The following is a 14,710-nucleotide window of genomic DNA, read 5'->3' on the forward strand; positions in this document are numbered from 1 at the left end:
AAATAAATTCATTTCCCTGAAGATAGTAGGATGGGGTAGAACACTAAAAAACAGTTTGAAACCCTATATTTTTTAACGTTTTTGTACTAAAAGACCCGATCACAAGGATCGGGTCTTTTATATAAAATAGAAGTATTTTACTTTTTAGATCCGTTTTTCATATTCTCTTTAACAAGACCATAGAACTTATCAAATTTTGGATCAATTATGATTCTGGTAGCAGTTTCTATACTTTGCGAACCATATTCACTTTTTCCCAGAACATCCATTCTTTTAGGGTCTACTTTAAAATCATTTTGTAACGCTCTTACTACCGATGCAGCTTGCTTTGTACTAAGATCCCAATTATCGCTAATACTTTTGTCCTTAAAATTAATAGCATTGCTATTTCCTTCGACAATGATTTTTAAATCAGGTTTTGCGTTTAAGGCATTTGCTATCTTTCCTAAGATACCTTTTGCTTTATCTTCAATAACACAATTATTATCATCCTCACCAAACAATACCGTATTAGCCAGAGTGATTAACACAGCTCCGTTTTGTACGGCAATATTAGCATCACTACCAAGTGCATTTTTTAAAACCGTTAACGTGGCTAGTTTGGTAGAATCAGTTTTTCCAATTGCATCGTTTATGGTCTTAATTTGTTTATCTTTTTCCTGAAGACTTTTAAGAGAAGTTTCTAAGTTTTTAGCTTTCTGATTAGATAACTCGGTAAAACTACTCATGTTGGTCAAAAGAGAAGCATTAGTTTCTTTTAGATCCTTTACTTGCGCTTCCATCGTTTTTACCTGAGTTAATGTAGCTTTTTCCTTTTTACGAGAATCATTTAACTCGGCTTCGGTAGTTTTTAATTCCTTTCTTAGTTTATCTATCTCTTCAAGAAGGTCCTTTTTTTTCTGTGCATGAATAGACAAAGTCGAAATAAACAATACACAAACAAATAAAATAATTTTTTTCATCGATCTTTAATATGATTTGTTGCAATTGCTAAAGTAAAACATTTTTATAAATAACATGGCAACTGGTCGTTATGACTTTTCTAATAGTTGCTTAGCATTTTTAATACTAGAATTGATTTGATCCTTTAAAGAATTCACTTTAATTTCTTCTTCCTTAAGCAGTTTTATTTGTGAAGATACCTTTTCTGGATCTGTTGTACTGCCTTCTTCTTCATGAGGGAATTTATCACTAAAATCGCTCATCCAGGTCATCATAAAGTCATAAGCATCTTTTACATCTTGTTGTGCTTTTGCATACGATTTCCCTTGATCAGTGGTATCTATTTTAGTTTCTAATTCTTTAATAAGACTACTCATTTCTCCCATTTTTGGCATAACTTCGTCATGTACATCAATTACTTTTTGCATGAGAGTATCAAATTCTTGTTCTTCTTTAGAAAGTTGATTACAGGATATAAATACTAATAGGAGTAGTGAAGTTGTGTATAAAAATGATGATTTCATAATTGTAATTTTTAAGTTTTTATTTTTTAGATAGCCTAAACGTTTCAAAGATATTATTTTTCCTTTTTCTTATGAAGTTTAGCTGCTTTGTATTGCTGTCCGATTTTATTCATTTTATGCATTTGCATAATAATAAAAAGGAGGCAAAATGAAATTGCTGTAATTAGAATGAAAGCTAACATATACATTAGATTAAGACTTTTTTATTTTATTTCTTAGATATTCTGTACTAATGATCAAGAGAAGACTTGTTCCGAATAAAGGAAATACGATGGCTAAGATTCCTATCAGTATGATGATTCCATACCCGATTTTGAAGGTTACAGGTACTTTTGGGACTCCCCAATTTCCTTTACGTTTTCGTATTATATAAGAAACCAGTGCTGAGATGCTCATTATAGTTAATGCTATCGCAGTTAGTAACATCAACCACCAGCTCCAGGCTCCAAACTCTCCTTGATGAAATGCCATAACCCACATTCGACCACGCATCAAAACCCCAACATCATCCCAATTATTAGATAGAATTTGCCTGCCAGAATATTGATCAAAGTGAATCTTTTTTTGAGTATTTAGGTTTGACGGGTTTACATTAGACACGCTAAAAACACTTTTAGGGCCTTTTGGAAAATGAACGAGTACTGTTCCTGGGAGTTGAAGACCTTTTGCCTTTGCTACCATCTGATCTAATGTTAAAGCATCTCCTTTATCTTTTGATTGTAATTGATGTCCTTTCCATGTAGTGGGGTAGCCTGTATTGGTTATTTTCTGAAGGTTTTTAAAATTTTCACCAACTACATCTGTCCAGGGAAAACCACCGGCGAGAATAAGGAGTAATAACCCAGAAATCCAAAATCCTGTAATTGCATGCATATCTCTATAAAATGTTCTTTTCCCCTCGTTTGTTCTGGGAATAAAAACACCTTTTATTTTGCGACCACGGTCGGGCCACCAAACATATAATCCGGTGAGTATTAGAACCACCATCCAACTAGCAATAAGTTCAACGATTTTGGTTCCAAATTTACCTGCTAGCAATTCACCGTGCAGTTTTCTAATTTTAAACATGTTAGTATTTCTGGTGATGATTTCTCCAGAAACATCTCCCGAATATGGATTTACATATAAACTGCTTTTACCACCAAAACGCCCTGATATAAATTCAGTGGCCTGGTTAGCAGTAGAAGTTAGAACCATTGTATTGGGTTTCTTTACAGCATTTTTGTTTGCGATTTCCCACTGTTTTTGAAGAGAAATCGGAGCTCCTTGTACAACGACTTCTTTAATGTCTTTATGTTTCGAAGCTTCATAATCTGTTTTAAATAAATATATCCCGCCGGTTATAGAAAGTACAATGATAAATGGAAGCGATATTAATCCAGCAATGAAGTGCCATTTCCAAAGCCATTGATTTAATTTTTGATTTTTTTTCATTTCTTAACTAAATTTAATCCTCGCAGGTTTTTAAAACCTGCGAGGACTGGTTATTAGAAGGTATATTTCACTCCAAGATGAAAAGCTCTTGGGTTTCCAATCGTAAAACTGTTTTCTCCTCTAAATCTATTAAAAGAGGCTCTGGCGGCATACAACTCATCAAAAACATTAAGTGCATGACCCCATATTTCAAAACCTTTATAATGAATGGTAGTTCTTAGGTTAAAAATAGAATGCCCATCATAGGTTGCTGTATCAAAAGTGCCATCTTCATTTTCTATCTGATTTTCAAAACTGGTATTGTATTTACCTACCAATTCGTGTTCTGCCGTTATACTAAATCCAAAATTGTTTTCATAATTCTTACGATAAGTAATTAAAGAAGTCCCTAATAGATTGGGAGCTGTTTCTCTGTCGGTATCAGAATAGTCAATTCCTCTATCAAAAAACTCTACATAACGATGCTGTGCATAACTACCATTATGGGTTATCGATAATCCTTCTATAGGAATCCAGGTTATGCCATACTCAATACCATATGATCGAGTTTTACCAGCATTGGTGCTAAAAAAATTATCATCCTGATCTCTTAAGGTAATTAAGGTGTTTTGCCCTTCGAGAAGATAAATAGCAGCATCTAATTTTAATTTTGAAGGAATAGCAAAATAACCTCCAAGTTCGTAATTATGATAACGACTTGGTTTTATACCTAGTAGTTCATTTCGATTGCGATACAATGTAGAAACCTGAGGAGGTGCAAACCCTTGTGAATAGTTTGCATACATCCCGGTTTTTGTATTAAAATTATAATTGACACCTAACTTTGGAGTTAGATTATTAAAATTATCGACAGCATCATCTACGCCTACGGTTTCGACTTGATTGTCATAATCGTATTCAAAACCATCATACCGTAGTGCTGCGGTTACTTTTAAAGCTTCTACAGGTGATATTTCATATTGAAAAAAGCCAGCATAATTAAATATATTAGCTTTATAATTAAGAATAAAATCTCTGGAATTAACAGCATACTCCAGATTTCTTCCTGTTTCGGGATCCACAACGACTTGTATGGTCTCTGCTACATAATCTTGTGGTGAGTAATCTGCAGTAGTACCAATGATTAATGAAGAATTGGCAAAGTTGAAATCTAACTTATGCTGAATTAATCCTACAAAGCTTTTAAACCGATTAGAGTTTACTTCTCCCGAACCTAATCCTGTTAATTGCCCCTGATTTCTAAATTGACGTATTCTATAGGACGGAATTTGATCCATTCGATTATTTCTAACCATAAAATTGAATGAAGTTTTATTGGTATCGTTCCAAAATTTGTCTAGTGTAGTTCTAACTCTAAATGTAATTGCTTCTCTTTCGGTAAACGTTTGATCACTTTCATAATTTCCTTCATTGTAATCAGTTTCACTTAAAGAACCAGACATGTCTGACCGATAATCTACAAGATCAAAAACAGTTGTCCATCTTGCGGTTTCGGTAATGTCATACACTGTTTTAAAAGTAACAGCCAACTTTTCATAATCACTATGTTCTATGGGGCCATCTTTTCGCTGTACATGATGGCTACCCAAATAGAAGCCGAAGTTTTCACTGGTTTGATCAGAAACTTCAAACTCATATCGAGTTAGCCCTAAGTCATTAATTTGAAAACCAATACCACCACTAAGTTTTTCTGTTGGGTTTTTGGTAATAAAATTAAAGCTACCTCCGATAGCTTCGCTACCATAGATACTTGAAGCCGGGCCTTTTAATACTTCAACTCGACCAAAAGAGGTATTGTTCATCTCTAATAATGCGTTATGATTAAATACCGAAGTAGGTCGAATTTGCATACCGTCTTCCAGGTATAAGAACAACGCTTTTGTAGAAATAGGAGTACGAACAGCCATAAAATGTTGTTCATTACTTGCTGATCGTGAAGTAGACATAAATACTCCGGGCACCTGGTTTACCAATTGGTCAATACCAAAAGCTTTGGTTTCGGCAATTGCCTGCGTTTGTATTGAAGCAATAGATCCCGGTACTTCAGAACGTTTTTGAATTTCTCTACTGGCAGAGGTTACCAAAACTTCTTCTAAGGCTACATTATCTTCTGCTAATCTAATGGTATTAAAAGCATTTGTTAAATTTACTTTTTTGGGGATATATCCCAGAAAACTAATAGTGACTTCTGTAGAGTTTTCTAATGTAATTTTAAAAACTCCTTCCGAGTCACTCATTACTCCATTAGTGGTACTATTAGATTCAATAATAGTTGCCCCTGATAATGGATTGTTAGTATAGTCTACTATTTTTCCTTTATATGATTGTTGTGTATAGCCGTATACCCCTAAACATAGGGTAACTGCATAAACTAATATGTTTTTCATTGTATATAATGAGTTGCAATGACGATTCTTTCCTAATTATTAGGGTACCATTAAAAACACCACGCTTTTAAGCGTAGTAAGCCGAAAATAAATAGCCTGAACTCAAAAACCTTTTCATACAGAACCAAACAAAGAATCTAATTTTTTCTTTGTCGAGGTATATAGATTGATGATTTTTGAATTTTACTATGTATTTATTCAACTAAAAATCTTAGTACTGATAACAGAAAGTACCGCCTTTTTAATATTAAAAAATGTTGAATTTTTTGTAATAGTAATGTTTGAATAAGAACTAATGACCTATCCAAAAATTAAATTCAAAATATGGAGTGTAATTAAGAAAAGGTATATTCAGGAGGGTGATCAATATCTTTAGAAATAGTTTTTAAACGGCAGTCTTTTAATTTCCAATTCTGAGTATGTTCTGAAACAAACGGATTTGTGTTTTTTATTTGTATTGTGTTTTCCTGAAAAAATAGAGGAATAAAAGCTTCTGTTATAATGGTAGTATCAGAATTTTCTTTTGAAGGTTGTGTTTTTGCCTTCATTTGACTCATTAAATAACATTTACCATTACAATTAAGACGAGGGCGTTCTTTATTCACACAATATTTTTCTACAATAGTGTCGATATTAAGTTGGTAGTAGAGTACGGTACTGATTTCCATAGCAGGGCGTATGGCAAAAGAAAAAAATAATAATATGGAGAATAGAATTCTCATCAGTATGCATAAAATTTCGTGCAAAAATACAAATTTGGATTGTTCTTTTATTCTAAAAAACAAATAAGCTGTTGTTAAAAAGCCTATTCGTTGACCTTTAAAATTTTATGGAAATCATATAACATCTGTATGGACCACTTTAATGGTATTTTATTATTTTTTTAGAAGCTGTTCTAAGCTTTTGAGATAGACATTTTTCTTTGATCGTACTTCTACTGATTATAAGCCTATTTGATTTATGAAATACTATTTATACCATCAAAAAAGATAAACGATCAAATTAAGGTTAATATTAGATCGGTTTTGGATAATATACTATTGATATTCATTTTTTAAATCAACTAATTTTATATCAACTAAGAAACACAAACTTTAAAACAATGAAAAACAACCAACTACGTTCAATTTTCCCTGAACACAAGAACAAAATTATTTCTACACTTCAGCGTATTTATGAAGATACTGGCCCAGCATAATTGTTTGGATTCAGTTTATTTTTAAAAGACACTTGCTTTGATTTTTACATACAATTAAAAGGCAAAGAAACATCTAGTGACCGTAAATAATATATTCGTTCATATAGATGTTAAACGATTACTAATTTATGGTGTTGTATTATATATAGACAATATCATAAAGGGCTTATTACCTATTTTCGAGTATAAAGAATATCCTTTACTCTCGAGAAATACTTATTTATTTAAAACTTAACTTATTTATCCTAATCGATAAACCTATATAAAAGATCGAGGGATATTTTTACACAAATCTTATGAAATCTTTACAGTATTCTCTATTTGAGAAAAAAACAATGTGGCTGCTTTTTGGCCTTATAATGATAATCCAGTTATCATTTGCTCAACATCACAAACCTATACCGAAGTCATCAAATCATTCATCTGATCATTGCTCGAGAGTTTCTCATGAAGATGATGGCCCTATTCCGAATGCTAAAGCCAAAGACAATACTTTTGGAATCGCTAGAAAGGCTGCTTGCCAATATAGTACCAATGCAGAATGGGGAAGTTTATCTACTTCTGCATTAATTAGTGCTATGAGGCAAACTCATGATTATGATTGTTATAGGGATCTATTTAGCTATAGCTCTTATTCGACTAGTATTTTTTCTAATGCCAAAGTAAAAGCTGTTGCTAATGAAGTAAGAGGTTTGGCATCCTCTTATAATGGTACCAATAGCACGGGTATGTTTGGATTAACAATTTATTTACATATTGCTATTTATCTGGATTTTAATCAAACATCAATTGATTTAACTCCAGACACTTATAAGGCAATACATGAGGCAATCGCTGGTTTGGGAAGTAACTCATCACTTCTTAATCATAATGTATATGCTATGGATGTATTACAGGAAATACTAATCGTTGCAGGCGATTTAAAATCACGTCATAAAGCAGCTTCTATCAATCTTTTTGAGAGAGTGCTACGAGATTTTGCAGTTAATGAAACCTGGACATCTATTACTGATCCTGATATACAAAAAGCATATACAAAAGCAACTAATGCAGTTTACAATGCTTTTTATAATACAGTAACCGATGATTTCGTAAACGGATTGGTTAGTGACAAACAATCTATTGACCTGTTAGGAAAGGCAGCAGTAAATAGTGCATTAATTAATAAAGGAGGAGATTTTCAATATTTATGGCAAAATGCAACAGGTGCATTGGCCATATTAGCAGAATCAGATAAACTTATTGGAGATATACAAGGACACCTGGCAGCTATAACCAATTATTTTCCCAAATTATCTCCCAGTTGGGCAAAAGCAAAAATGGCCTTGAATAAATATGGAGATTGTAGTGCATATAACCTTTGTCAACATCCATTATCGATACGACAAGAAGTAGAAGAATATTTGTTTCCTAAGACAGTATCTTATGATGATGATAAAATGATCATTCGTACTCCTCTTAGTGATGAAAAAATACAAAACCTATATCATGCAGCTAAACAAGTGCAAAGTCAGTTTTTTAGATTAGTACAAACCGATGAACCGGTTGCAGGAGATACCAATACTACTATTAACATGATTGTTTTTGGTTCTAAACAGCAATACGATGATTATGCACCATTGTTATTTGGTATTCGTACCGATAATGGGGGGATGTACTTAGAAGGGATTGCGACTTTTTATACTTGGGATCGAACTGTAGGAGTAGAAAGCTCTTTATCTTTAGAATCATTATTTAGACATGAATATTGTCATTATTTGCAAGGAAGATATTTGGTGCCAGGTAACTGGGGATCATCAGAGATTTATAACAACAGTCGATTAGTTTGGTATGAAGAAGGTATGGCCGACTTTTTTGCCGGATCTACAGATACTAATGGAGTACAAATGCTAGCGCAAAATACCAGAGCGATTATCAATAGAGGATCGGGTTGGCCTTCTCTTAATACTGTTTTTAATTCGAGTTATGATAGTGGAAATTTTTATCATTATACCTACGGAAACGCGGCCTGGTATAATTGGTACCTTAATAATTTTGACTATTTAAAACGTTTTTTTGAGTATACCCGAAATAATGACATCTCTGGATTTGATAATTTTGTAAGTGAGCTTAGAAATAATGGAGAAACTTCGTATAATAATTTCTTAAATAAGGTAAAAAATGAAGAAGTTATAGGGTGGCAACCCACAACAAGTTGGTCTGATGATAATCAAATTAGTATAGGAAGTCCTGCTGCAATTCAAAATGAAATAGGAAACCTGCCCAATACCAGTAATATTTCGGTTTCGATCGATGCCGAAAAATCCTATAGACGTTTTAAAATAGAAGGTAAGATAACAGGAACAGGATCAGGAGCAGCTCCTAAAGATATTGCTCAACAACTTGATAATACTATATTAAAACTTAGAGAGAATGAACTCGTAAATAACTTTAAGTATACTGTTGGGTATTTTAAAAATTTAAACTCATCAGGTAGCCGTTCTGCCGATTTTATAATCACAGGACCACTTAAAGATGCCGATATTAGTGATAATCCTGTAGCAGGGTTTTCGGCTACAAATAAAACTACTATTGCAGGAGGAAAAATAAATTTTGTAAACGAATCTACAGGCCATATTACAGGTCTTGACTGGTCTTTCCCTTCTGGTGCTCCTTCTAGCGCTACTAACGAACAAAAACCACAGATAACATATAACTCTCCAGGAGAATATAATGTTACCTTAACAGCACAAGGAACAGGAGGAAGCAGCGATACAAAAACGATTCAGAATTATATTAAAGTATACCCGTCTAGTGCAAATACATATTGTAGTGCCACAAATAAAGAAGGAGGAGACGATGTTCATATCACAAAAATTCAATTAGGTGATTTTGAAAATACTTCAGGATACACAACATCTTATGTAGATTATACCTCGCTGGCAGCAATAATACGAACCAATCAAAGTACTACATTAGATATTACAGTACAAAATGAACATTGGACGTATAATGCATTAGGGGTATGGATTGATTGGAATCAAGATGGAGATTTTGTCGATGCTGGAGAAGAAGTTTTTCGTAAATATGCTGCGGGGCCTTATACGAAACAAATTACGCCTCCATCTGGTGCAAAATTAGGGACAACACGAATGAGAGTAAGAATGAGTTATGGAGCAGAAGATAATATAACTCCTTGCGGAACGCAAAACAGTATTGGAGAAATTGAAGATTACTCTATAATTGTTACTAATGATCCAGCTCCGGTTAATACTCCACCGGTAATTACATTGCTAAAACCTTCTAACGGACAGAATTTTGTTCAAAAAGAAAATATAGCTATAGAGACTGTTATAAAAGATGACGAGAAAGTCGAAAAAGCAGAATTAAAAGTAGACGGAGAATTAATTTCTACAGATTATGTAGCTCCTTATCAATGGACTCATATTAATAAATTAAACTTTCTGTCTCCAGGGCAACATGAATTAACGGTTACAGCATATGATAATGATGGTGCAACAGATTCTAAATCGATAACATTAAATATTGAAAAAGCACCTATAACGTTTTGTGACGCATCTAATGAAGATAGCTCGTTACACATTACTCAGGTAGTTTTTGGAGATATCAATAACAGTACTGCTCATAATCCCTATTCTGATCATACCAATTTATCTACAGTTGTTCAAAAAGGGGAGCAAATTGCATTAACAATAAAGACTATAAATGAACATTGGTCATATAATGCAATTGGAGCTTGGATCGATTGGAACCAGGATGGGGATTTTATAGATACAGATGAAGAAGTATTTTCTCTTTACGGTCCTGGGCCCTATAATGGCACAGTAACTGTACCTTCTTCTGCCTTAACGGGAACTCCATTACGAATGAGAGTGCGAATGGGATATGGATCTAAAGATAAAATAAATCCTTGCGGAAATGATACGTATTTGGGAGAAGTAGAAGATTATACGGTGTATGTTGGAAATAGCACAACGCCAACGTGTAATGATGGTATCCAAAATGGTGATGAAACCGGTGTAGATTGCGGAGGTTCATGTACTCCTTGCCAGACAACACCTACCTGTAATGATGGTATTCAAAACGGAGATGAAACTGGTGTAGATTGTGGTGGTTCATGTACTCCTTGTGCTACTTTAACTTACTGTGCAGCGAATGGTAATGACCCATCTGCAGAATATATTAGTCGAGTTCAATTAGGTACTATTGATAATACATCTGCAGTAGGAAGTGGAGGGTATAATGATTTTACCTCTGTATCAACAGCTTTGTCTAAAGGAATTGCTCATACGATTACGATAACTCCAAAATGGGCCAGTACAGTTTACTCTGAAGCTTATAGCGTATGGGTTGATTATAATCAAGATGGGGATTTTGAAGATCCTAATGAACAAGTGTGGAGCAAAGCGGCATCAAAAGATACTTCTGTAAGTGGAAGCTTCACAATTCCTGATGGAGCAAAAAATGGAAATACCAGAATGCGAGTATCAATGAGGTACAATACAATACCATCACCATGTGGCTCTTTTGATTATGGCGAAGTTGAAGATTATACGATCTCTATAGGAACAGGTTCTACACCTACTTGTAATGATGGTATCCAGAATGGAGATGAAACCGGAATAGATTGCGGTGGTTCTTGTACGCCTTGTAATACAGATACAGGAGTGGTCTATGTAGATATTAATGATATAACCGTTACCTCATCAAATACCTGGGAGTTCTTTAGAATAGAAACCGGAGATAATAAAGATTATGGTGCCTGGTATACTAGCAATTCTGTAAGATTGGTTACTTATGATAAAGATCTTGTCTGTGTAGATGCTAGTAAAAATGTGACATTAATAGGAGAGGGGATAGGAATTGATAGTGCTAGTAATTTTAGGGCAGAATCTAATAGTTACATTATAAGTTCTTCAGACTATACCGATTGGAAAGGAAAATCTGGCTTTGTAGGGTTTACTTTTAAGGTTAGTGGTAACACACATTATGGGTGGTTTCATATCTCTGTAGCTAATGATGGTTTATCTTACACTATTTTGGATTATGCATATCAGACAAATCCAAATCAGACGATTACTACCAAAGTAATGGGAGTTAAAAATCGCAATGATTATAGCTTAGGTAATACCATTACTATTTCTCCTAATCCATTTACCGAAAATTTTGTGATCAATACATCAACATTGGATAAAAAGGATTTAGTAGTAAAAGTTTACGATATACAAGGAAAATTGTTGATTGATAAAAAATATGGAAAAAACCCTGGACAAATAACTCTGGGTGAGCAGATCAAAATGTCTGGAAGTTATTTTGTGAAAATAATGACAGATACAAAAACAGAAACTTTACAAGTCCTTAAATATTAGTTTTAAGTATAAATAGGTTTGTTATTATAAAAGGCTGTCTGAAAAGACAGCCTTTTTTATAAACCATATAGATGTTAAACTTAAAAATGAAGTTTCATACCTTCATGAGAGGCTATAAATCCTAATTTTTCATAAAACCGTATGGATTCGGATCGTTTTTTATCTGTAGTAAGTTGTAATACATGTGCTCTTTTTTGTTTTGCTCGCGCTATGGCCCACTCAAACATTTTTTGCCCTATTCCTTTACCTCTTTGATCTTCCCGAATTCGTACAGCTTCAATTTGAGCTCGTATTCCTCCCTGGTACGTTAAGTATTGTATAAAAGATAATTGTAAAGTGCCAATAATTTCAAAATCATTATTTTCTACTACAATTAATTCCTGGTTTGGATCTGCATTAATAGCTGTAAAGGCTTCAAAATATTCTTTTGGGAGAGGGATTTGATAGTTTTCTCGGGTTTTTCCTAGATCATCATTAGCAATCATTTGTACGATGAAAGGAATATCTTCTTGGGTTGCTTTTCTGAAATTCATAGTGTATACGTATATAGAGCACTTTGACTCAAATAATCCTTTTATAAAGGTAATACTATCTTATATTTTGATAGTAAAATCTGTCTAGTTTTTAAATATATACTCTTGATATTCATTTTTTAAATCAATTAATTTTATATCAACTAAGAAATACAAACTTTAAAACATTGAAAAACAATCAACTACGTTCGGTTTTTTCTGAACTTAAGAACGAAGTTATTTCTGCAATTCGAGGTGTCTATGAGGATACTGAGTCGTCTAAAAAAGATATGCTTATAAAAAGTATAAACAGAGCACTATAAATACTCTCTTAACAAGCAGAATGATAGTGTAACAGTTTATGCGTTCTCAAGCTTTATGAACGATATAACTTTTAGATGGGAAGAAGAAACAAGAGTAGACAAGCCAGTAGAGGTGAAAATGAAGACCATAGAGTTCTTTGATAAAGAATCAAAGACAGGCTTTAGAGGAGCTTAAAATCGATCAGTTGATCTTTCAAATGGATTTCTTTACTCAAAGCAAGACAATAGCACAACAAGAATTTTTATTTAAAGTAGCAGATTTACAAAGTCATAACATACTTACGTTTGTTGAAATAGATAAGGTTATTGGTGTTATACGAAAGTAGGCAACCAAGATTACATAAGAGAAGTATCCCATTTTCGTATAACACCAATTTAATTATCTCCAGAAACCTTTATTCTCTAAACTTATTGAAGTACTTGGAAATGAGCCTTGCCTTTTTATTTTAACAATTATGCTTTGTTCTTTTATATTCCAAATTATAAATATTGGGTCTTCTTCAAATGTGCATTTCTTCATAGAGCCTTTTGAGCTTGTAGAACTTCCCCCGTCTTCATGAAATGAGGTTTTTGTCTCTAGAATTTCATCTATTTTATAAAGGGCAAAAGGATCACCATACTCTTCTACCATACGATTAAAAAAAGACTTGTCTATGGCGTGATTCATTCTAATGGAAAGCTCTTTAATCACATCGTTTTTATCTGTTACAATACTAAAAGATTGATATGGTTTTCCTAAATAAATACCTGTGTTTGGAGTGATTGTATAAGAGTTATAGCTAATCTCTTTTACGTTAAGTTTAGCACTAGGAATCTCACTTATATGTTTACCAATAAGCTCTGTGTTTAAAGGGCTTCCCATTAGAATAGTTATTATAGTTAATAATACTGTCATTTAAGTATTGCAGTTACCTGTTGTAATTAAACTGTGTACAAAAGGTGCTGGATTTTTAAAATTATATGGGTTTTGTTTTGATACGCTTCCTCCAATTTCTCTCATTCTATCCTTCATCCTATCAAAGAAGTAGTTCTCGACTTGTAACGCACTAGCCTTAGGATTTTGCTTAAAATATATTTCTGTATCTTCTTCTGCTAAGTGCATCATTGATGCTGTGGCTGTAGCTGCGTGTCCGTTTTTATAAGAGTTAGGGACAATAAAATAAAGTGTTGGAAAGTTAACAACTCTAGATTCAAGTCCAATACCACCTGTATCAGAATAAGCTGTAAAGAAGAAAGCTTGCATACCAGTAACCGAAGCTCCTTTAACTAAACCTCTTCGAGCATATTCCCAACTTGAGCAATGAGGTATTCTTGCTTGTCGTGAACCGTCGCCCGTACCAATACCACCACCTCCAGAGCCACCGCCGCCTCCAGAGCCACCGTCACATACTTCATAGCTATAGAGCACATCGATCTGAACAGGATTACCATCTACAGAGATTGTATTGATCACATAAAATGTTTGGCAATCTGCTTTTGCTGTGATCTGTGTTGACGTTATAGGATTGAGTATTTCTTTATGAGCCTCTGCGTTATTAGGTTGAAAAAATGAGGTGCTTTCAGAGGTAATATTGTTATTATAACTAGAGTATTTGTATTCTATATACGGTAACTTAAGCATTTGTTCAATATTCCTGAAATTATCTTTTGTATTAAGAAAAACTTTTAGTGACTCTTTGAATTCACTTTTATCTATAGTCAAAATTATATAAGACTTTGCGTAAATCTTGTTTGGTAAATTCTCTAGTTTTATTTTGTTTTTAGTCGTAGTTGTCTTAGATATTAAAGGGAAGTAGATATTATCTTCAACTAGGAAATAACCTTTCCAATCGGGAGCACCGTAATAATTTGGGTTTTCATCAAACTTTTGATTGTGATTCTCTTCATACCATGCTTTTGCCTTTTGGCTAATATGATTTTCTATAGATAGCTCTTCTTTTTGGCAACCAATCATCAATAAGATCATTGCAAAAAAGAATGTAAGCTTTAATAAATTTTTCATATAGTTAAAATTTAGAATT

Annotated in this window: 10 protein-coding genes; 2 read left to right on the plus strand and 8 right to left on the minus strand. The window is 33.4% G+C overall.

From position 1 onward, the window contains the following. Positions 1-137: 137 nt before the first annotated feature. The 5 genes from NNL09_RS15415 to NNL09_RS15435 all read right to left on the minus strand — a co-directional run bounded on the left by NNL09_RS15415 (position 138) and on the right by NNL09_RS15435 (position 5,955). Positions 138-962 carry an OmpA family protein gene (locus NNL09_RS15415; RefSeq protein WP_196909769.1) on the minus strand — a complete coding sequence of 275 codons (825 nt, stop codon included), beginning with the start codon at positions 960-962 and terminating at the stop codon, positions 138-140. Between the two features lie 69 nt (positions 963-1,031). Next, positions 1,032-1,466, minus strand: coding sequence for a hypothetical protein (locus tag NNL09_RS15420; RefSeq protein WP_196909770.1), 435 nt, complete (start codon positions 1,464-1,466; stop codon positions 1,032-1,034). Positions 1,467-1,658: 192 nt separating this feature from the next. Beyond that, the gene (locus NNL09_RS15425; RefSeq protein WP_196909771.1) at positions 1,659-2,900 is read right to left on the minus strand and encodes a PepSY domain-containing protein; all 1,242 of its coding nucleotides are present in this window, start codon (positions 2,898-2,900) and stop codon (positions 1,659-1,661) included. Between the two features lie 53 nt (positions 2,901-2,953). After that, on the minus strand, positions 2,954-5,287 hold the full coding sequence (locus tag NNL09_RS15430) for a TonB-dependent receptor domain-containing protein (RefSeq protein WP_196909772.1): 2,334 nt from the start codon (positions 5,285-5,287) through the stop codon (positions 2,954-2,956). Between the two features lie 335 nt (positions 5,288-5,622). Further along, complete coding sequence (locus NNL09_RS15435; RefSeq protein ID WP_196909773.1) at positions 5,623-5,955, minus strand: hypothetical protein; 333 nt, start codon at positions 5,953-5,955, stop codon at positions 5,623-5,625. A gap of 826 nt (positions 5,956-6,781) precedes the next feature. On the opposite strand from NNL09_RS15435, the gene NNL09_RS15440 reads away from it, so the two are divergent. Next, positions 6,782-11,854 (plus strand): GEVED domain-containing protein, encoded by a 5,073-nt coding sequence (locus tag NNL09_RS15440; RefSeq protein ID WP_196909774.1) that lies wholly within the window; start codon positions 6,782-6,784, stop codon positions 11,852-11,854. 80 nt (positions 11,855-11,934) lie between these two features. Here NNL09_RS15440 and NNL09_RS15445 read toward each other — a convergent pair whose 3' ends face one another. Then, positions 11,935-12,387 (minus strand): GNAT family N-acetyltransferase, encoded by a 453-nt coding sequence (locus tag NNL09_RS15445; protein WP_196909775.1) that lies wholly within the window; start codon positions 12,385-12,387, stop codon positions 11,935-11,937. A 167-nt stretch (positions 12,388-12,554) separates the two neighbouring features. Here NNL09_RS15445 and NNL09_RS26195 point away from each other — a divergent pair, with 167 nt between their 5' ends. Continuing rightward, positions 12,555-12,689: a hypothetical protein gene (locus NNL09_RS26195; RefSeq protein WP_255518897.1), complete on the plus strand. Its 135-nt coding sequence runs from the start codon at positions 12,555-12,557 to the stop codon at positions 12,687-12,689. Positions 12,690-13,068: 379 nt separating this feature from the next. On the opposite strand, the gene NNL09_RS15450 is transcribed toward NNL09_RS26195, so the two are convergent. Continuing rightward, entirely contained in the window at positions 13,069-13,584 is a 516-nt protein-coding gene (locus NNL09_RS15450) for a hypothetical protein (RefSeq protein WP_196909776.1), read from the minus strand. Then, complete coding sequence (locus tag NNL09_RS15455) at positions 13,585-14,691, minus strand: hypothetical protein (RefSeq protein ID WP_196909777.1); 1,107 nt, start codon at positions 14,689-14,691, stop codon at positions 13,585-13,587. Positions 14,692-14,710: the final 19 nt, after the last annotated feature.

The organism is Aquimarina sp. EL_43, from assembly GCF_943422735.1.
GTDB classification, from domain to species: domain Bacteria; phylum Bacteroidota; class Bacteroidia; order Flavobacteriales; family Flavobacteriaceae; genus Aquimarina; species Aquimarina megaterium.